This is a genomic window from Pseudoalteromonas sp. 5Ae-yellow (assembly GCF_014077565.1).
Classification (GTDB): domain Bacteria; phylum Pseudomonadota; class Gammaproteobacteria; order Enterobacterales; family Alteromonadaceae; genus Pseudoalteromonas.
The window spans coordinates 23,567-43,152 of record NZ_JACGWD010000015.1 but is presented as its reverse complement, the minus strand read 5'-3'; the positions used below and the strand labels follow the sequence as shown (position 1 = coordinate 43,152).

General features: G+C 39.0%; 17 protein-coding genes. 13 read left to right on the top strand and 4 right to left on the bottom strand.

The genetic code is table 11. From position 1 onward, the window contains the following. Positions 1 to 193 precede the first annotated feature (193 nt). Together H4J63_RS06355 and H4J63_RS06350 are read left to right on the top strand one after the other, a co-directional pair. Positions 194 to 1,405: an integrase domain-containing protein gene (locus H4J63_RS06355; protein WP_182195382.1), complete on the top strand. Its 1,212-nt coding sequence runs from the start codon at positions 194 to 196 to the stop codon at positions 1,403 to 1,405. Next, entirely contained in the window at positions 1,398 to 2,444 is a 1,047-nt protein-coding gene (locus H4J63_RS06350) for a hypothetical protein (protein WP_182195379.1), read from the top strand. The genes H4J63_RS06355 and H4J63_RS06350 overlap by 8 nt, the downstream gene beginning before the upstream one ends. Before the next feature lie 106 nt (positions 2,445 to 2,550). Here the strand turns inward: H4J63_RS06350 and H4J63_RS06345 are convergent, their stop codons facing one another. Continuing rightward, complete coding sequence (locus H4J63_RS06345) at positions 2,551 to 2,808, bottom strand: hypothetical protein (RefSeq protein WP_182195376.1); 258 nt, start codon at positions 2,806 to 2,808, stop codon at positions 2,551 to 2,553. 230 nt (positions 2,809 to 3,038) lie between these two features. Between H4J63_RS06345 and H4J63_RS06340 the strand changes: the two genes are divergently transcribed. The 11 genes from H4J63_RS06340 to H4J63_RS06290 all read left to right on the top strand — a co-directional run bounded on the left by H4J63_RS06340 (position 3,039) and on the right by H4J63_RS06290 (position 16,632). Next, positions 3,039 to 3,284, top strand: coding sequence for an AlpA family phage regulatory protein (locus H4J63_RS06340; protein ID WP_310734713.1), 246 nt, complete (start codon positions 3,039 to 3,041; stop codon positions 3,282 to 3,284). After that, entirely contained in the window at positions 3,281 to 3,493 is a 213-nt protein-coding gene (locus H4J63_RS06335; protein ID WP_182195371.1) for a hypothetical protein, read from the top strand. Before H4J63_RS06340 ends, H4J63_RS06335 begins: the two co-directional genes overlap by 4 nt. 127 nt (positions 3,494 to 3,620) lie before the next feature. Beyond that, positions 3,621 to 4,241 (top strand): inovirus-type Gp2 protein, encoded by a 621-nt coding sequence (locus tag H4J63_RS06330; protein ID WP_182195368.1) that lies wholly within the window; start codon positions 3,621 to 3,623, stop codon positions 4,239 to 4,241. A 365-nt stretch (positions 4,242 to 4,606) separates the two neighbouring features. Further along, positions 4,607 to 5,530 carry a restriction endonuclease gene (locus H4J63_RS06325; RefSeq protein ID WP_182195366.1) on the top strand — a complete coding sequence of 308 codons (924 nt, stop codon included), beginning with the start codon at positions 4,607 to 4,609 and terminating at the stop codon, positions 5,528 to 5,530. A gap of 1 nt (position 5,531) precedes the next feature. Continuing rightward, a complete protein-coding gene (locus H4J63_RS06320; protein WP_182195363.1) occupies positions 5,532 to 7,967 on the top strand; it encodes a class I SAM-dependent DNA methyltransferase in 2,436 nt (811 codons plus the stop codon). A 286-nt stretch (positions 7,968 to 8,253) separates the two neighbouring features. Further along, on the top strand, positions 8,254 to 9,297 hold the full coding sequence (locus H4J63_RS06315; protein ID WP_182195361.1) for an Abi family protein: 1,044 nt from the start codon (positions 8,254 to 8,256) through the stop codon (positions 9,295 to 9,297). Next, positions 9,290 to 9,535 (top strand): hypothetical protein, encoded by a 246-nt coding sequence (locus tag H4J63_RS06310; protein ID WP_182195358.1) that lies wholly within the window; start codon positions 9,290 to 9,292, stop codon positions 9,533 to 9,535. The genes H4J63_RS06315 and H4J63_RS06310 overlap by 8 nt, the downstream gene beginning before the upstream one ends. Next, a complete protein-coding gene (locus tag H4J63_RS06305) occupies positions 9,528 to 10,841 on the top strand; it encodes a restriction endonuclease subunit S (protein ID WP_182195355.1) in 1,314 nt (437 codons plus the stop codon). Before H4J63_RS06310 ends, H4J63_RS06305 begins: the two co-directional genes overlap by 8 nt. After that, on the top strand, positions 10,834 to 11,841 hold the full coding sequence (locus H4J63_RS06300; protein ID WP_182195353.1) for a virulence RhuM family protein: 1,008 nt from the start codon (positions 10,834 to 10,836) through the stop codon (positions 11,839 to 11,841). The genes H4J63_RS06305 and H4J63_RS06300 overlap by 8 nt, the downstream gene beginning before the upstream one ends. A gap of 64 nt (positions 11,842 to 11,905) precedes the next feature. Then, positions 11,906 to 15,175 carry a DEAD/DEAH box helicase family protein gene (locus tag H4J63_RS06295; protein WP_182195350.1) on the top strand — a complete coding sequence of 1,090 codons (3,270 nt, stop codon included), beginning with the start codon at positions 11,906 to 11,908 and terminating at the stop codon, positions 15,173 to 15,175. Further along, on the top strand, positions 15,175 to 16,632 hold the full coding sequence (locus tag H4J63_RS06290) for a P-loop NTPase fold protein (protein WP_182195347.1): 1,458 nt from the start codon (positions 15,175 to 15,177) through the stop codon (positions 16,630 to 16,632). The genes H4J63_RS06295 and H4J63_RS06290 overlap by 1 nt, the downstream gene beginning before the upstream one ends. Before the next feature lie 253 nt (positions 16,633 to 16,885). Here the strand turns inward: H4J63_RS06290 and H4J63_RS06285 are convergent, their stop codons facing one another. From H4J63_RS06285 to H4J63_RS06275, 3 genes are all read right to left on the bottom strand, one after another. Next, positions 16,886 to 17,992, bottom strand: coding sequence for a hypothetical protein (locus H4J63_RS06285; RefSeq protein WP_310734712.1), 1,107 nt, complete (start codon positions 17,990 to 17,992; stop codon positions 16,886 to 16,888). 162 nt (positions 17,993 to 18,154) lie between these two features. Continuing rightward, complete coding sequence (locus H4J63_RS06280; protein WP_182195342.1) at positions 18,155 to 18,451, bottom strand: hypothetical protein; 297 nt, start codon at positions 18,449 to 18,451, stop codon at positions 18,155 to 18,157. A 35-nt stretch (positions 18,452 to 18,486) separates the two neighbouring features. Continuing rightward, entirely contained in the window at positions 18,487 to 19,491 is a 1,005-nt protein-coding gene (locus H4J63_RS06275; protein WP_182195340.1) for a YHYH protein, read from the bottom strand. Positions 19,492 to 19,586 lie beyond the last annotated feature (95 nt).

Here is a 19,586-nt window from a genome sequence, read left to right as displayed (position 1 = left end):
GCAGATACAGGAAACCCGCTAGCCACATAGGCTAGCGGGTTTTTTATTGCCTGTAATATCCCAAGAGGTTTACCTACATCCAGTATTTTTAGTACCATAGTTAGTACCACCAGCTTCAATAGCTAAATATGTGTGGTACTAAAACTTAGAAAGCCCTGATTTCACTGGGCTAGAACATGGTATGTATTGAAAAATGGCAAGAACTGTAAAACCCCTTAATGATACGCAAATCAAACAAGCTAAACCTAAAGAGAAAGAGTATTCACTTTCAGATGGTAGTGGGCTTCAGTTATCAATAAGGCCTAATGGTACTAAAAGTTGGTTATTTAAGTACTACAGACCATTCACTAAAAAAAGAACTAACCTTTCTTTTGGGCAGTACCCTCAAATTACCCTTGCCGCTGCTAGAGCAAAAAGAGAAGAGGCTCGCGGGCTTCTTGCTAATGAAATAGATCCAAAAGAGTACAAAGAGCAGCAATATACTCAAGAGACGCAATCACGTTTAAATACTCTAGAGAAAGTAGCACTCGACTGGTTTGAGCTTAAGAAGAGTACGGTTTCACCTAATTACGCAGAAGATGTATGGAACTCACTTGAAAGGCATATATTCCCAACGTTAGGCCAACGTCCTTTAAGTGGCCTAACGGCAAAGCTCGCTATCGACACTATTAAGCCCATTGCAGCCAAGGGGGCGCTTGAAACTGTTAAAAGGTTATGCCAGCGTTTAAATGAGATCATGGTCTATGCGGTTAATACGGGAGTCGTAGAGCATAACTCTTTGGCGGGTATTAAAGCTGCGTTCCAAACTCCTATTAAAAAGTCTATGGCCACTATAGGCAGTGAAAGGTTACCTGAATTTATGGAGGCTCTTTCAAGAGCAAGTATTAAGTTTACAACTCGCTGCTTAATCGAATGGCAACTGCATACAATGGTAAGGCCTAGTGAAGCTGCTATGGCTGAGTGGTCTGAAATAGATTTTGAAAACAAGGTCTGGATATTACCCGCAGAAAAAATGAAAATGTCGAAAAGCCATAAAGTACCGTTAACGCAAAGTACATTACGTATACTAGAATTAATGATGCCTGTAAGTGGTCATCGCCAGTATATCTTCCCTGCCGACAGAGAACCAAGAAGTCATACTAACCCTCAAACTGCTAATGCTGCAATTAAGCGCATGGGTTTTAAAGGTGAGTTGGTTGCTCATGGCCTCAGATCACTTGCTAGTACAATACTAAATGAAACTAAGCTGTTTGATTCAGAATTAATAGAAGTTGCATTGGCTCATCAAGAGAAAAACGAAATTAGGGCTGCGTACAATCGTGCTGAGTATGTTGAAAATCGTAGAGAAGTAATGAGCTGGTGGAGCGATTATATCAATAAAGCTAAGGTAACAGCGAATGTTTGACAAGCTATCTCAATTCAATGCACTTGATATTGCTACTGCAAGTCTAATTTCAAACGATAAAGAGCTTATTGAGTCAGGCTCTTTGTTGGCTCTTTTAGATAAGGTGAGGCATTCACTATCAACTATTGAAGATAATACAGCTTTAACAGCCTTTGATGAGTTACATATGCTTGGCATTACCCGTACAGAGGTTAAGAGTAAGCTCGATAAGCTATATTATTCAGCTAGTGCAAACGAAGAGTTACGACCTTCAGATTTTTTAGCGTTAGGTGAGCTGATTGGTGAGCTAAATGCATTGAACCGTTACTCACAAAGCCTAAGTTACCATCAGAATATTCGAAAGAAAGCGAGTAAAATAGGGCAAGTAAAAAAGATAAAAACACTTACCTATCAACAGGTTGCTGGTGAATGCTATCAAGATGTCATTAATAGTGATGATTACGCAGGTTTTGATAGTTGGGCGATTATCGCAGGAATTGATAAATTTATTCGAGAAAGTCTAGATCCTAAGTTTTTAATATCAAAGCAAAAGTCTACCCAAAAAGTAGCTAATTCCATTGGTATTTGCTTAAGTAGAGGTAAGAGAAGTAAAACAGTACTGTCCCAGTGCGAAACTATATATAGTTACCTTAGCTGCAACTTTAGTAGTGATTGCTCATTAATATATAACGATATTTTAAAAGCTAACTACCAAGATATTTACGGCATGCCCTTACCGAAAGAAGACCGCAGACTTGATTTGGCATTTATCGTGATGAAGCAATTAGCAACGCAGACTGACTTCCAGAATTTGAAACATAATGTCAGTTTAAATGTCTTAGTCTATAAGTTGATAAGAGGGCTTGAGAGTAAATTTGGGGTAAAATCATTCGATGCTAGAACTGAAATTATTTACATCAGCAATTTTTACTCAAAAATCCCTTATTATGAGCCTTTTTATTACCAAAATAACAGGAAACCGATGAGGCTTAGTGTAGCTGGTAGCGGTAAACTCGACGAATTAATATTTAAGATTTTCAAGCAGACTGATTTTTTATGATTTCAAGCCTACGTAATAAGTAGGCTTATTAAACTTTTAGTCAACATAACGAAAATAAAAGCCACCTCTTTTGAGGCATAAAATGCAGTCATATTTGAGCCTGTACCTATAAGAGCACCATCTCCGCCAGTGTTAGTACTATTTCTAAGCTCATACTTACCATCGCAATGCTTATACATTTTCTGTAAGCATCTTTTCTCCTAGACACTTGAACGAAAGATGCTCCTTTAGCTAAATATGAAACTGTATAGCACTCTTCAGATGAAGCATCTGTCGGTGCGAACTCACCAAAATCATTTAATGGTTCCACATTTGATACGCAGCCAATTAGTAATATTGCAACACAAAGAATTAAGATTTTCATTACTACTCCTGAAAAAAGGAGGCAGCATCCGAGAACGTATTGTCTATATTTAAATAATAAAGTTAATGGTAAGTGTATAATTTTATTGTACATACTTCATAAAAAACTCGATATGTAGTTAAGTATTTAGTAAATAGTATTTTCATATGTGACTACTATTTAATGAACTTTTTATTTCTTCATAATCCTTCCCGTACTTAAGCGAACGTCCTAGTTCGTTTTAATAACTTATGGGATTCAATCCCTTCAATAATTGGAATGATATTATGAACTTAAATAGCTTGTTAACTGATAGCAAAAGAATCCTTCGCCTTAAAGATGTACAAACTTTAACAGGCTTATCTCGGACAATGATTTATGACTTGCAGAATAAAGGTGAGTTCCCGAAGAGTATCAAGCTCGTGCAGAGTGGTCGTGCTATGGGGTGGCAATATAGCGATGTTATAAACTGGATTGATTCAAGAGTGCAGGCATGAAGTTTTTAACTAAACGAGAAATCAAAGTAGCAGATGAAGAGGTCTTTATTTCAAAAGTAGCGGTACAAGAACACTTTGGTATTTCGTCTTATTTAGTAGGACAGCTAATTGCGCAGGGTACGCTTTCAAAGCCAACTCAGCTAGCGCCAAAAGTTACAGGTTGGCCTTTAAATGAGGTAAAGCAAATTAGCTTTGTAAGTACAGCCTAGTACATTTAAGGATGCTATTTAAGCAAAACACCCCTTTTATGTGATTGTAATTTGTTTACGAAAGCAGTGGCAATGCAGTTAGTAGGGTTGTTGTCGTGCAGGTTATTTATAATATTTAGAGAAAACTATGCCATCACAGTTAGTCAGTGAGTTAAAAGATAGATATGGTGTAGAAATACATTATCACAAAGCATCTGAGGAATCATATATGGCCTTAGAAATAATGAAATTCCCAAGTGGTTATTATCATGAAATCATTGAAACAGCGATTAAGCAGTTAGATACCATGCTATGTTACTTCTCCAAAGTATTAGTATTGAGGCTAGATTTAAGGCTAAAAAGCTATAGTCCAAATAATAAGGTAATGTCGCAGTTTAGTAGTCGCATGTTGCAAAAAATAAAGAAAACATACGGTAAAGTTGCCTACATATGGGTTAGGGAACAAGACAAAGCAGATCAGCAGCATTATCATATAGCCTACTTCTTGAATGGTCATAAAATAGCGCATCCGAGTAAGTTGATCGATTTACTTAAGGTAATCTGGGATAGGGTATCAGGTGGGGGGTCACTATACGTTCCTAAAAACTGCTTTTATCAGCTGTCTACTAACCAAGAAGGTTTTTATGAAATCTTTAAAGAAGCTGTTTACAGGATCAGCTACCTTGCAAAATGCTACTCTAAACGTCGTGTTTCGCAATCGATAAAAAACTACTCCGCTAGCAGACTTGTTTACCCAAAGGGTAGTTAAGCGTGGCATAGCTTGATAGGAAAGGTGGGGTGTTAGGTTAGTCATAGTGTTGTTTGTAGCCAGGTATATGGTACACAGCAGCACGCATATATACACGTGAATTGTAAATTTATAAAGTATTCGATCACTTTTCAAAGTAATTTACTTTGTAATTTTAAGTTTTTATAAATCAATGGGTTGGTTTTTTATTTGTTCAGAAATAGTACTCTTTAAAGGTGATCGCTTTAATTAACCGATCACCTTTAAAAAGTGATCGTTTTCTATTTTATATACCAAAACAGAGGCAGTTTAATTTTGATTAAAGGAGCAGTTTTATATAGTATTCTTACTTAATAATGGACTAACCTAAGTAGCAAAGGGATTCTATGCCTCTTCCAGATTACCAATCATTTATGACCCCGTTACTAGAATGTCTAGCCAATGGTCAAACTGTTAAATTGCGTGATATTGATGCCGATGTTTACCGTAAGCTTGGGCTTAGTGCCGATCAACTAAAGCTTCGTATACCGAGCGGCAAGCAAACATATGCCTATCATCGGCTAGGTTGGGCTAAAACCTATTTAGCGCAAGCGGGTTTAATAGAACAGCCTAAAAGAGCTTTTTGTAAAATCACGCAAAAAGGGCTAGCTGCAATAGAGTCGGGCGAGCCAATCAATAACCAATACTTAAGTAAGTTCGATGCTTTCCTCGATTTTAAAACACGCTCAAAAGATGTAAGCGAGCCTGCACAAGTAAACGCCACCAGCATAGTAAGTAATAACTCTGATAAAACCCCAGAAGAGCTTATAGAAGCTGCAGTAGATACGCTCAACACCAACCTAAGTGACGAAATACTTAAAGCGATATTAGCAGCGACCCCCGTATTTTTTGAAAACCTAGTGGTCGATTTAATGCTCGCCATGGGTTACGGCGGGTCACGCAAAGATGCAGGCCAAGCTACTCAATACACGCAAGATGGTGGCATCGATGGGGTAATCAAAGAAGATAAACTTGGCCTTGAAATGATATACTTGCAAGCCAAGCGTTACACCAATAAAACAGTTGGTCGCCCAGATATACAATCCTTTGCAGGTGCGCTTGATATGCACCGTGCTAAAAAAGGCGTTTTTATTACCACCAGCAGCTTTAGTAAAGATGCCCTTGAGTATGTAGGCATGATAGAAAAACGCATAGTGCTGGTGGATGGCGCACAACTAACCGAACTCATGCTTACTCATAATTTAGGCGTAAGCACCAAACATGTATTTGAAGTAAAAGCGCTCGATAGCGATTACTTTATGGAAGATTAAAATGACAACTAATAACAACTTCTCTCAAACCGCTGCTTTTATCTGGTCAGTAGCTGATCTCCTTCGTGGTGACTTTAAACAGTCTCAATATGGCCGTGTTATTTTACCTTTCACCTTACTACGTCGCCTTGAATGTGTGCTCGCACCAAGTAAAGGTGCAGTGATAGCTGAGTTTGGGCGTATTAAAGCGTTAAACCTCCCAGAAGATGTACAAGAAAAGCTGTTGATCAGAGCTACAAACGGCTTAACCTTTTTTAATACCTCGCCTATGGATTTATACAAAATGGGTCAGGGTGATATTAAAGCCAACCTTGAACGTTATATTCAATGCTTTTCAGCCGATGCCCGCGAGGTTTTTGAGCACTTAAAGTTTGATGAGTTTGCTGGTTTATTAGATGACGCCAACTTACTTTTTAAAGTGGTACAAAAATTCTCTAAATACGATTTAAGCCCACAAGCTATATCAAACCACGATATGGGTTTAGTGTTTGAAGAGCTAATACGTCGCTTTGCTGAAAGTTCTAACGAAACCGCAGGTGAGCACTTCACACCTCGCGATATTGTACGTTTAACTACCTCACTGGTATTTATGGAAGACGACGACGCCCTAACCAAAGAAGGGATTATTCGCACCATTTACGACCCAACAGCAGGCACAGGTGGCTTTTTATCATCAGGTATGGAGTACGTGCACGAGCTTAACCCTAATGCTGTTATGCGTGCATTTGGACAAGAGTTAAACCCAGAGTCTTACGCTATTTGTAAAGCCGATATGCTGATTAAAGGGCAAGACGTAAGCCGTATTAAACTAGGTAATACCTTATCAAATGATCAGCTAGCAGTAGATAAGTTTGATTACATGCTGTCTAACCCACCATTTGGTGTTGATTGGAAAAAGATTGAAGGCGATATTAAAGACGAACATACCTTAAAAGGTTTTGATGGTCGCTTTGGTGCAGGCTTGCCAAGAGTGTCAGATGGTTCACTGTTATTTTTAATGCACCTTATTAGTAAAATGCGCGATGCCTCAGACAACGGCGGGCGTATTGGTATTATTCTAAATGGTTCTCCTTTATTTACGGGCGGTGCAGGCAGTGGCGAAAGCGAAATTCGTCGTTATATTTTAGAGTCTGACTTACTTGAGGCAATTATAGCCTTACCTACTGATATGTTTTACAACACAGGTATTGCTACCTATGTGTGGGTATTGTCGAACAAAAAAACGCAGCAGCAAAGCGCGGAGCGTAAAAACAAGGTTCAGCTAATCAATGGTGCTAACCTATGCGGTAAAATGCGTAAATCTCTTGGCTCTAAACGTAATGTTATGAGTGAAGACGACATTAAACTAATCACTCGCAGCTTTGGTAACTTTGAACAAGTAGAAACAACAACACTTGAAGAATTAGGCTTAGTTAAACCAACCGAGGCTAAAAGTAGCAGAGGTCGCCAAGCGGCTAACCCTAAAGCCGATGTAGCAAAAACCTTTGCCAGTAAAATATTTAATACCTATGAGTTTGGTTATCGTCGTATCACCATAGAGCGCCCACTTAGGTTGTCAGCGCAAGTGACTGATGAAGCCATTGCATCCCTGCGCTTTGCACCTAAACCTTACAATAGCGCTATGATGGCGCTGTATGAAAAGTTTGGCACACAGTGGTCTACAGACAATTCAGGTGGTAGGTCGGGTGATAATCAATACGGCGATTTGAGCGCAGTTGAAATTGAAGCCAGAGCTATTATTAAAGCCGACTTCCCAGAGCTGAAAGAAAAACAAATTAAAGATATACTAGAGCCTAAGCTTTGGTTATGCCAAAAATCGCTTATGGAAACAGCGCAGCAACTACAAACACAATTAGATGGTGATGCTGGTGGCAAGCAGCTGCAATCAGACGACTTTAACCAGTTTGATATTACCTATACACAAGCGCTTAAAGCCTTAGATATTAAGCTCGACAGTAAAGAGAAAAAACAGTTGCTCGATGCCATTACCTTTAAAAACCCAGAAGCAGAATGTGTGGTTGATAAATTATTTAAAGATTCAGCAAGCCCAATGTACGGTGCATTTGAATATCAAGGCAATGTAACAAAGTGGCAAGGTAAAGTTGTTACTTATAAGCAAGATGGCGACTTACGCGATAATGAAAATGTACCGCTAAAAGAGGCTTATTTAAACGGCTCTGCCCAACCAAGTATTAGTACCAAGCTCATGGTTGAAAACTACTTTAACCGCGAGGTAGCTCCGCACGTAAGCGATGCATGGATAAACGACACTAAGTGCGATGATAAAGACGGCGAGCTAGGTATAGTTGGTTACGAAATTCCCTTTAACCGCCACTTTTATGAGTACCAACCACCACGTGATTTAACCGAGATTGATGCAGAACTTGATGCTGTGAGCAGTGACATAATGAAGTTGTTGCAAGAGGTACACTCGTAATGAAGTATTGTGATCTTAAGTCATCTAATATGGTGACTTTGCAGCTAAAGCTAACCTTATGGTGGGTTAAAGCCCAACAAATAACTATTATTAATTTACTATTGTTATTGACCTTACCGTCATTAAAAACTAATATAATACGTAATATACCCGCCAAGCCTATGTGCTTTGATTTATCAAAACTCATGCTGAAATTGTGCGGGTTTTCTTTTTTCTACGCCTTAATAACCACCTCCTATTTAAAACATACATGTAATCTAGTAAAAAGTGTCGATAGGGAACTGATGTGATCCCATTTTTCAAACCCTCGATTAGCCTTGATGAGCAAATAGCATTACTCCAACAGCGTGGGCTAAGTATAAAAGAGCCTGAACGAGCTAAACATTATTTAGAGGTTATTAGCTTTTTTAGATTGTCAGCCTATATGCGACCTTTTCAAAAGTTACACCATGAAGAACACCCATTTAATGAAGGCAGTGAGTTTAAACAAGTGGTTGCTTTGTATGCTTTTGACCGAGAGCTTAGGCTGTTAATTATGGATGCGGTTGAGCGCATTGAAGTTGCTACCCGTTCCATGTTTAATAATGTTATGGGCCCAAAGTATCAAAAAGACGATGAGCCTTATAGTGGCTCTCACTGGTACATTGACCGCAATCACTTTAATCGCAATTATGATCATAATCGATTAATTAAATCATTAAGTGATAAGCAGGACAAAGAGCGTGGCATTTTGGCTAGAGAAGCTGCAAAAATTAATAATTCGCCGCAACATACCCCAGAAAAAAAAGCGGAATTAATTAACCTAAAGCAACGTGAAAACTATTGCCGATATTATGTGAGCCATTATAACGAGCCTAATTTACCACCGTGTTGGGCAGTAATTGAAGAGCTAACACTGGGTGAGCTTTCTCACTTATATAAAGGGTTAGTTAAAGACTCCGACAGAAAGGCTATTGCTAAGCGCTTTAATGTTCCTCAGGATAAGTTTGCGAGTTGGTTACACACACTTACCTTTATTAGAAATTGTTGTGCACATCATGCTCGCTTATGGAATAGGGAGTTACCTATTGCACCCAAGCTACTAAGAGACGCAGAATGGCAGTTACCCCCAGTATTACCTAATAGCCATATACAGCCTGCAAAACGCTTATATTCAGTTTTATTATTGTTGGCACACCTAATGAAAGAAGTAAGCCCCGATAGCCAATGGACAGACAAGCTTGTTCAATTAATAGTTAAGCACCCAGAAGTACCCGTTAGAAATATGGGGTTTCCTGAAAACTGGGCAACGCATCCATTTTGGGCTTTGAAGGATGATGAGAATGGATAAAAACAAATGCCTAAAATCACTGCAAAGTACAGAATACAAGCTATGGCTGACCGAGCTTAAACATAAGGTGGCATCAAGCCAGCAAAAAGCCGTTGTTAAAGTGAATGCCGAGCTTTTAACCTTGTGCGGGCAATTGGGCAACAACTTGTTGCCCAATTGGTTTAAATCACTTGGTGGTACAACATTCAAATTACCCAGTGTCGAAGTTTTAGCCCAGTTGGGGGACGATCATGAGTGAGTTAAAGGCAGGGAAATGTCAGCCATACCCTGAGTATCAAGATTCTGGGGTTGAGTGGCTAGGGAAAATACCTAGTGACTGGAAGGTTGTTAAATTGAAGTTTTCAACAGTTCTGACTGGAGAAAAAACACTTCCAGTAAATGCCAAATACGTTGGAATGGAGAATGTTTCGAGTAAGAATGGCAAGTACATTGAAACTGTAGAGACGGCTCCTGAAGGTATATCCAATAGTTTTAATGAAGGTGATGTTTTATTTGGAAAGTTGCGTCCCTACCTTGCCAAATCTTGGTTAGCTACTTTTGCCGGTATTTGTTCATCAGAGTTTTTAGTTTTAAGGAGTAATCTTACTCATTCTAAATACTTAAATTATTTTATGCTTACTGATGAGTTTATAGAGCAAGTTAACTCATCAACATATGGTTCTAAAATGCCAAGAGCAAGTTGGGACTTTATTGGCTTATTACCTATGCCAGTCATGGGGTACAAGTTATCACAAAAAATCGCCAACTTTCTCGATCACGAAACCGCTAAAATCGACACCTTGATTGAAAAGCAGCAACAACTGATTAAGTTACTAAAAGAAAAGCGCCAAGCAGTGATCAGCCATGCAGTGACGAAAGGCCTTAACCCACAAGCCCCGATGAAAGATTCAGCTGTCGAGTGGTTGGGCGAAGTGCCGGAGCATTGGGTTACTTCGCGTTATAAGTATTGCTCTAGTAGGGTAATTGTAGGAATAGCTGAGGCTGCGACACATGCATATAGTGAAGATGGTACTGTTTTAATTCGCTCAACAAATATAAAAGAAGAAGGTCTTCGCACAAGTGATTTGTTATTTCTAAAGAAAAGCTTCGCAGAACAGAATGACTCTAAATATTTATTTTGGGGTGATATCGTAACTGTTCGCACAGGTTACCCAGGAATAAGTGCGGTCATTCCTGAGGAGTTGGATCGTTCACAATGTTTTACTAATTTAATTTCAACGCCAATGAAAGGTTTTCTAGCAGGTTATTTAGTAGAGTATTTAAATTCAGATATGGGTAAATCTTATTTTTCCCTTCAAGGTTGGGGAAGTGCACAAAAAAACATTAGCGTACCTATTCTGCAAGAGTTTCCAATTGCATACCCTGATATACAAGAGCAGAAGAATATTTTTGAATATATTTGTAATCAAAGGCAAAAATTTTCAGCTTTACTTGATGCCGCTCAGCATTCCATCACATTAATGCAAGAACGCCGCATCGCACTAATCTCTGCCGCAGTCACAGGCAAAATTGACGTGCGTAACTGGGAGCAACCTAATGACTAATAATGTTACGCCGCCACTTGGTCAGTTTATTTTATTTGAAACAGATGAAGGCCAAACCAAGGTTGAATGTCGTTTTGAAACTGAAACGTTATGGTTAACCCAAGCTGATTTATGCCTGTTGTATGGCAAGTCAAAAGCAACGATAAGTGAACATATAACTAATATATTTAACGAACAAGAACTGGATGAAAATACAGCTGTTCGGTTATTCCGAACAACTGCAGAAGATGGAAAAAACTACAATACTAAGCACTATAATTTGCCGTTAATTATCGCCGTGGGTTACCGCGTGCGCTCTAAACAAGGCACCCAATTTCGCCAATGGGCAACAAGCACATTACAAGAGTACCTATCTAAAGGCTTTGTAATGGATGACGAACGTCTTAAAAACCCAGATAACATGCAATACTTTGACGAACTATTAAACCGCATACGTGATATACGCTCGTCAGAGAAGATATTTTGGCGCAAGGTATGCGACATATACGCCACCAGCATTGATTACGACGGCAAAGCACAAACCAGTGTTGATTTTTTTGCTAAAGTTCAAAATAAAATGCACTGGGCTGCCCATGGTAATACCGCAGCAGAGCTGGTGTTTAAACGTATTGATGCAGACAAACCCCATTTAGGCTTAACCAGCTTTGCAGGTGCAGAGCCAACCCGCAAAGAGGTGGTTACAGGCAAAAACTATTTAGACGAGAAAGAACTCGATACTTTAAATAGATTGGTTAACTCCTACTTAGAATTTGCAGAGCTACAAGCGCGTAATGGTAAGTTAATGAAAATGGCAGACTGGGCGAGCAAGCTTGATGACTTTTTACGCTTAAGTGATTATGAAGTACTTAACCATGCTGGCAATATCTCACAGGCACAAGCCACAGAGAAAGCTAAACAAGAATACGATAAATACCGCAGAGTAATTGATGCCCAGCCATCAAAGGTTGATTTAGATTTAGCGAATGCGCTAAAGCAGCTGCAGGATAAACCGAATAGTTAACGTTAATTGATTTTAGGTTAAAAACCCAACACGTTAAATAAGTCACGTATAAGGAATAATAAAAGTGATAGATACAACGCAAGAACGAATTTTTCAAGACGACATAATTAGCCAAATGGTGGCAAATGGTTGGGTTGAAGGCACAGGCGCTGGCTATAACTGTGAAACCGCTTTGTATGAACAAGATGCACTGGCCTTTGTTAAAAACACCCAACCCAAAGAGTGGCAAAAGCTGTGTAAGGTGTTCCCCAATGATCCTGAACGCCACTTTTTAGAAGCGCTGGTGGCACAACTTAAAAAAGCCGATATAAACGCCACAGATAAAGCATCACGCACGTATGGGGTATTAGGTGTGTTGCGTCATGGTTTAAAAATTCGTAATGCGCGTTTTGAGCTGTGCCAATTTAAACCTGAGCATAACCTTAACCCCGAAACCCTAGCGCGTTATGAGCAAAACACCTGCCGTATAGTACAAGAGTTAGTGTATAGCCCGTATGCCAATGCAGAGCACTTAGCTGCAACTGGCAGTAAAGCCAAGAGTTGGCGTATAGATTTAGTGTTGTTTGTAAACGGCTTACCCGTATCAACCCTTGAGCTTAAATCAGAATTTAAACAAGCGGTTGAAAATGCGATTAAGCAGTACAAACAGACCCGCTTACCTAAAGATCCTGCGACTAAAAAGCCAGAGCCACTACTTACCTTTAAGCGTGGTGCATTAGTACACTTTGCTGTAAGCCAGTACGAAGTGTATATGACCACTAAGCTTGCTGGTGACGACACCTTCTTTTTACCCTTTAACAAAGGCACAAGTGAAGGTGGTGCAGGTAATGATGTACCTGAAGACGCTAGCCGTTATGCAACCGATTACCTGTGGAATGAAGTATTAGTGCCTAAAAATCTGCTTAACATTTTAGGCAGCTTTGTACACCTTCAAATAGAAGACAAGGAAGATTGGGAAGGACGTAAATATAAAAAAGAAACGCTTATTTTTCCGCGTTATCACCAGTGGGATGTAGTAAGTAAGCTGATTGATGCAGCAATAGAAGAGGGCACAGGTAACAAGTACCTGGTTCAACACAGTGCGGGCTCAGGTAAATCAAACTCAATTGCATGGACAGCCCACCAGCTTTCTACTCTGTATGACGAGCAAGGTAATAAACAATTTCATTCAGTGATTGTTGTAACAGATAGAACAGTACTTGATGATCAGCTGCAAGATACTATCTATCAGTTTGAGCATGCAGATGGTGTAGTAGGGCGTATTAATAATAAAGAAGGTGATGGCTCTAAATCAGAGAAGCTCGCCAGCGCACTGGAAAACGCTCAGCCAATTATTATTGTAACCATTCAAACCTTTCCGTTTGTATTACGTGCTATCGAGAACAGTACTAGCTTAAAAGAACGAAGCTACGCGGTGATTGCCGATGAAGCTCATTCATCACAAAGTGGCTCTACAGCTCGCCAGTTAAAAGAAGTACTAATGACTGAAGAGACTGATGACGACATTGAGTTATCGTCAGAGGATATACTCGATGCAACCGTTGCAGCCCGCCGTGGTAGTGCAAATCTTAACTACTATGCGTTTACTGCCACACCTAAAGCAAAAACAATAGAGCTGTTTGGTCGCTTACCTGACCCAGAACTACCGCCATCAAAACAAAATAAGCCAGTGGCGTATCATGTTTATTCAATGCGCCAAGCAATAGAGGAAGGCTTTATATTAGATGTACTTAAAAATTACACTAACTATAAGGTGATGTACCAACTAGCTCAAAAAATAGAAGCGGCAGATGAAGAGGTTGATAGTAAAAAGGCAACCGTAAAACTTAACCAATGGGTGCGTTTACACGACCATAATATATCGCAAAAAGTTAAAGTGATAATTGAGCACTTTAAAGATAACGTAATGGGCTTATTAGGCGGACAAGCGAAAGCAATGGTAGTAACTGGCTCACGCAAAGAGGCAGTGCGTTATAAGCTAGCATTTGATAAATATGTAGCAGAAGCCCTAGCAGAGCAGAAAACAGGTTACGCAACAATACGCGCTATGGTGGCATTTTCAGGCGAAGTTGAGTTTACTGAAAGCGATCCTGATAGCACAGCATTTTTAGATAAGAAGTTTACTGAAAAAAGCATGAACCCAGACCTTAAAGGCCGCGATATGCGCAAAGCCTTTGATAGTGATGATTACCAAGTAATGCTGGTGGCTAATAAGTTTCAAACAGGGTTCGACCAACCAAAGCTATGCGCTATGTATGTAGATAAAAAGCTAGGTGGCGTTGAGTGTGTACAAACTTTGTCGCGACTAAACCGTACTTACCCAAGTAAAGCTGAAACAGGCACGTTTGTATTGGACTTCTTTAATGCCCCAGAAGACATACTAGAGGCATTTCAGCCTTACTACCAAACAGCAGAACTTGCTGATGTTACTGACCCTCAGGTTGTTTTTGATTTATTTGAAAAGCTGCATGCTAGCGGTATATTTTTGTGGTCTGAGGTTGAGCAGTTTTGTGCAGCCTTCTTTACCAAGAACAAGTCAAACGCGGCGATCAGCAATATTATTCACCCTGCTAAAGAGCGTTGGCAAAAGCGTTACGCATCAGCAATTGAGGCGTATATAAAAGCTAAAGAAATGTTTGAACGCACTAAGAAAACAGAAGATGCAGTATTAATAGCTAACGCAGAAACAAGCTTTAAAGAGTGCAAACAAGAAAAAGACCGCCTAGAGATATTCAAAAAAGACTTAGGCAGCTTTACCCGCTTTTACGAGTTTATGTCGCAGCTGGTGGAGTACGACGACAAAGAGCTTGAAAAACTAAGCTTGTTTGCTCGCCACTTACGCCCACTGTTACGTGAAAAAGTAGTGACTGAAGATGAGCTTGATTTAGATAATGTAGTAATGAGCCATTACCGCCTATCAAAAATACGCCAACAAGATATACAGTTAAAAGAAGGCGAGCCTGATTACAAGCTAGAGCCAAGTAATGACGTTGGTAGTGCTAAAGCGAAGGATAAAAAAGAAGCGTTCTTATCGCAGATAATCGACAAGCTTAATGAGGTTTTTATTACTGATAACCTAACTAATAAAGACATGCTTAACTATGCCTTTACAGTACGCGATAAACTAAGCGAAAACGCCTCTGTAATGAGCCAGATTGCAAACAACAGCCCAGAGCAAGCAATGCTAGGTGATTTCCCTCAAGCAATGGACGACGCCATTTTAGGAAGTAGTGACGCACACCAAGAGCAAATGATGCAGCTACTTTCAGATCCCGCAAGAAACCAGCAATTCGCGCGAGTGATATTTGATATGTTGAGTGGAGGTAAGAATTAATGGCTGTTAGCAACTGTAAATATTCTGATTGGTTACAAAAGTATACATTCGATAACTGTAAGCTTAATCGTAAAGAGTATGGTGAGTTTTTAACTAACTATATTAAGGGAGAGCACGACGGCTTTGTACTTAACTTAAATGGGGCTTGGGGAACAGGTAAAACTGAATTCTTAAGAAGGTTATATAGCCACTTGATAAGTGAAGGTCACCCGACTGTTTATATTGATGCATGGGAAAGTGACTTTTCAGAAATTCCATTGTCAGTTGTTGCAAGCGAACTAATTAACCAGCTTTCAACGATTAATCAAAATATTGGCGCTGAATTTGATAAAGTTTCAGAGTATTTGGGAAAGGTACTAAAGGGATCTTTTATAGGTGGAGCGGGTTTGTTAGCTAAACACCTTACAGGAGATTCTGCTGCGGGTATTGAAGCTGCAAAGGCTCTTTTTGAAGCAAGTCCCGAGGATTTTATATCAAGTGTTAAAACTAACCATGAAGAACAAGTTGAAGCAATAAAAAGCATACGACAAGAGCTTGAGCTTTTAGCTGAAGTGCTTGAAAGAAGTCATGGTAAAAGTTTACCTGTGATAGTACTAATTGATGAGCTTGATCGATGTAGGCCTAGTTACGCTATAGAAATGCTAGAAGTGATCAAGCACTTCTTCACTACCAAAAACTTTGTTTTTGTTGTAGCTACAGATACTACACAGCTACAAGAGTCGATAAAGTCAGTCTACGGTTCTAATTTTGACTCTAATACTTACCTAAAGCGTTTTTTTAATCGAGAAGCTAGGTTAGCAGAGCCAGATCTCGAGCACTATTTAAAATTACAAGAAGTAGATTTAACGCCGTATACTGAAAAGGTAGCACTTTATCCAAACCTTACAAACAATACGAAAAATAATATATGCCAATATATCATATGGGTGGCTAAAGCTTACGAGTTGAGTTTAAGGGATGTTGACCAGTTAATTGATAAGTTAAAAGCTTGTTTACGATCAGCCCTATATGCTGAACAAAGCTCTAATAAAGTTCAGGTGATAAATATATTTTCTTTATTGGTAGGGATAGTAGAATTCGATCTAAAGAGTACAAGTTTTGATGAAAGGAAAAATGACAAACCATGCATAGATGGTGGGCTATACAAACATAATACTCCGCTTGATAGCCATAGTGAGAATGTGTTTTCTGAACTATATGAGCTAAATATGTATAATTCAGTACAGCATAATATTGAATATCCAGATGGGTGGGGTGATGCCCAAAAACATTTAGTTTATGGTAATCACAGGAAGGCTCATGGTAAAGATTATAGCCAATACAATGGAATTTTAAACAAAGTAGCTCTTGAAATTGATAGTAACCTTTTCAAATTTAGTCAAAAAACAAATGTCGCGAAAATTTGGTTATGGCCTGATTATCAAAAAGTGATAAAGTTGGCTGGAAATTTAGATTAGTAAAAAATCGGATTGAACATACCTAGCTATTTTTATTTATGATAACAATTTATTTTAGTACCATGGTTAGTACCATGTAGGGGTTTGCTTGTTATTAAAGTTAAATTAAAACAATAGCTTGATGGCTCGATTAAGACTCCCCCAGCCCAATAAAGGTTTTTGAACTCGTTATTCGAAAACCATAAGAAACCCGCAAATTTGTTAATCCAAATTTGCGGGTTTTTTTATGGAATTTATAAAGTAAAAATAAAATTTAAGAATGTCTTATAGCGCGTAGCTTCATTTTTATTGCAATCACAAGCAGGCTAAATAACGACAGCATACTTATTAACAACGTTAGGTTAAGTATAGGGTTACTTGGCTCGTAGGTAGTGACAGGAGAATTGTTTGTAGTTTGCGAGTTTTGCTGTTGCCTAATATAGCTTTGGCTGATCCAATCTACCGCGTTTATCCATTGTACTTTGGCGGGATCAGTATTGTTTAGCATCCCTATTACATGCTTATCGTTATCTAAGCCTTTTGAAAGTTGTACCAGTTGCTGCCAAAATTCATTTTTAGGGCCTAGGTCATCTATTTCTTGCAGGTGCTGTTGTAATTTATCGCCCCCCATCGTTTTTATATCAGCTTGTCCTGTACTTTGCGCGTAGCTATTTATTAGCGATGAAAAGCGTCTAAAGTACTCATTACTTTTTTGCTGTGTAGGGCTAGCTGTTCGCTCGTTTGTTACTTTTTTTGCTGGTTGATTTAGGCTATTTTGATCAATCAAATATTGTTTATAATTTTGGTAACTTAAGTTGTTTGTAGTTGTGTTATTTGTAGTTCCGTTATTTAGAATGCCAAAGTTGTTTTTCAGTGCATTAACACTGATCACTACGCCTATTAAGGTAATAATACAAAGTGCGCTATAGCAAAAGTACAATACGCTTTTTAAAGTGTTACGCAGTAGTTTATATTTATTATAACTTTGCTTAATAGCGGCAGCTGTATTTGGGGCTTTGCCCGTATCTAGGCGTTCACTTTGTACTGAGATACTTTTGCCTTCAGTACTTTCACTAATGTGTTTATCTGTATTTTTACTGTGCTCAGTGAGTGCTATTTGATTATTTTGAGATTGAGAGATTACAGTAGAGAGTTGCGGTTCTACTTTAGTAATTAATCCTAGCTTTTTTAGTGAGGATTCTGTTTTAACAGCATCAATACTCGATAAGTCTTTTTTTAAAGCGTAAGCTTTTCCATCAAATAACTGAACAACAATATTATGAGGAATATTTAGAAGTTGGCTAAGTTTTTCTTGGGCAGAGGTAAGGTCAGTATTTTGATATAACTGACCATTAAAAACAATTTTAAATGTAGCGCTCACGTTAGTACCTTGCTTGTGTAATTCCATTTTTGGAATTCTATTTTTATTATTTGATACACAAAGCTAATTTAACAGATAAAGGGTATGCTTTCTAATGATTTGTGATTAAAAAAAGCCTTAACAAACAGCGTTAAGACTTTGGCGTGTAGCTGTTACTTTACTTTATCGTTTTGCGAGTGATTTTACAGATTGCTTTTGATCACTGGCAGATTGGGTTGCTTTGTCTATTAATGTTTCAAGTGGTTTATTTCGAACGCACATAAGTACTTTGTTCATTGCTTGGCATGTGCCTGTCGCTTTTTTATCATGACTTGTGTAGCTACAACCTTCATTAATGGCTTTTTCTTCACATGCTTCCCAAGGCGCGTTTGAGCCGTGGCCTGCATGACTTAGCGCTGAGCATGAGGTAGCAAGTAAAAAGCCAGTGGTTAGTGCTTTTATCACGTTAAATATTTTCATTAGTATCTCAGTTAATTATTTGGCCAGAATGCGAGTTATCTTGCGGTAGCACCTTTAAAACAACCAATAAACATGTTTTCAGATACATCGGCTGCATGGTAGTGGTATCCGCGTGTATCGTCGGTGTGGCCTCTACATTCGTCTAAATCAGTGGGTTCTAATCCATCTTCGTTAAGCATGCCAAATACACCAAATCCATCGAGTGCATAACCCATCATGGCGGCATGACCGTCTGATTGAATTTGTGTTTGGCTACAACCTGCTTCACCGTGGTAGTGATAGCCTGCTACTAAGTTAATATGGCCAGCGCAATCATCAAAGGCTGCAATAGTGTATGCGCCTAAAATAGCCTCAACAGGCGCGGGTGCAGCAAGTACAACACCATTGAGAGCAACACCCACATTAGCGTTACCAATACTGCTATTTTGAGTGGTTGCAACAGGCGTTATTGGAATTAAAAATGATTCTGATATACCGCCATCAACATAATCAATAGAGCATTCTACGCAGTGGTTTTGGTATTGTTCTTCTACGTTTGGACGTGCAGCGCCATCGCACGACTCTTGTGTGTCGGTTACATTTACAAGGCCTGTACCTTCGTCGTATAGCTGCCAATGACTATCGTTATATAATGTTGGTAGGTTTAAAATAAAGTCGCCAGTTATATCGTAAACTTCACCGGTGCCATCAAACCAGATACCGGCTTCGTCAGCTGTTGATGTGATATTTTGAGGGCAAAACACACCAATCTCGTAATTTGAAGGCACACCTGCAATATCAATTTTGTAGCATGAGGTTTCATCGCCGTTGCTTAGCGTACATGTTTGAGTGGGAATGGATGAGATAAGTGCATCGCTTTCAAAATTAAAAGGGTCTACTTCTACAACAAAATCGGTTGAAGTATCTGCTGGTGTGCTCTCATTGGTGGTTGCTTCAGTTACAACGCTACTTTCAGTATCGCTACCATTACAGGCAGCTAAACCCAGTGTAAGTATGCACACTACAAGCGGTGTTAAAATTGGTGCGTTAAATCTTCTCATCAAAAATATCCGGTAATGAAGTTGAATGTATAATATTTGTTAAATGTGCAAACAAAGTGCAAAAACAACGCAACATAATACATTGCCTGAAATAG

What these genes read in the sequence shown, in the direction of transcription:
- H4J63_RS06355 (WP_182195382.1), top strand. Translation starts at nt 194, where the DNA reads ATGGCAAGAACTGTAAAACCCCTTAATGATACGCAAATCAAACAAGCT.
- H4J63_RS06350 (WP_182195379.1), top strand. Translation starts at nt 1,398, where the DNA reads ATGTTTGACAAGCTATCTCAATTCAATGCACTTGATATTGCTACTGCA.
- H4J63_RS06345 (WP_182195376.1), bottom strand. Translation starts at nt 2,808, where the DNA reads ATGAAAATCTTAATTCTTTGTGTTGCAATATTACTAATTGGCTGCGTA.
- H4J63_RS06340 (WP_310734713.1), top strand. Translation starts at nt 3,039, where the DNA reads ATGGGATTCAATCCCTTCAATAATTGGAATGATATTATGAACTTAAAT.
- H4J63_RS06335 (WP_182195371.1), top strand. Translation starts at nt 3,281, where the DNA reads ATGAAGTTTTTAACTAAACGAGAAATCAAAGTAGCAGATGAAGAGGTC.
- H4J63_RS06330 (WP_182195368.1), top strand. Translation starts at nt 3,621, where the DNA reads ATGCCATCACAGTTAGTCAGTGAGTTAAAAGATAGATATGGTGTAGAA.
- H4J63_RS06325 (WP_182195366.1), top strand. Translation starts at nt 4,607, where the DNA reads ATGCCTCTTCCAGATTACCAATCATTTATGACCCCGTTACTAGAATGT.
- H4J63_RS06320 (WP_182195363.1), top strand. Translation starts at nt 5,532, where the DNA reads ATGACAACTAATAACAACTTCTCTCAAACCGCTGCTTTTATCTGGTCA.
- H4J63_RS06310 (WP_182195358.1), top strand. Translation starts at nt 9,290, where the DNA reads ATGGATAAAAACAAATGCCTAAAATCACTGCAAAGTACAGAATACAAG.
- H4J63_RS06305 (WP_182195355.1), top strand. Translation starts at nt 9,528, where the DNA reads ATGAGTGAGTTAAAGGCAGGGAAATGTCAGCCATACCCTGAGTATCAA.
- H4J63_RS06300 (WP_182195353.1), top strand. Translation starts at nt 10,834, where the DNA reads ATGACTAATAATGTTACGCCGCCACTTGGTCAGTTTATTTTATTTGAA.
- H4J63_RS06290 (WP_182195347.1), top strand. Translation starts at nt 15,175, where the DNA reads ATGGCTGTTAGCAACTGTAAATATTCTGATTGGTTACAAAAGTATACA.
- H4J63_RS06280 (WP_182195342.1), bottom strand. Translation starts at nt 18,451, where the DNA reads ATGAAAATATTTAACGTGATAAAAGCACTAACCACTGGCTTTTTACTT.
- H4J63_RS06275 (WP_182195340.1), bottom strand. Translation starts at nt 19,491, where the DNA reads ATGAGAAGATTTAACGCACCAATTTTAACACCGCTTGTAGTGTGCATA.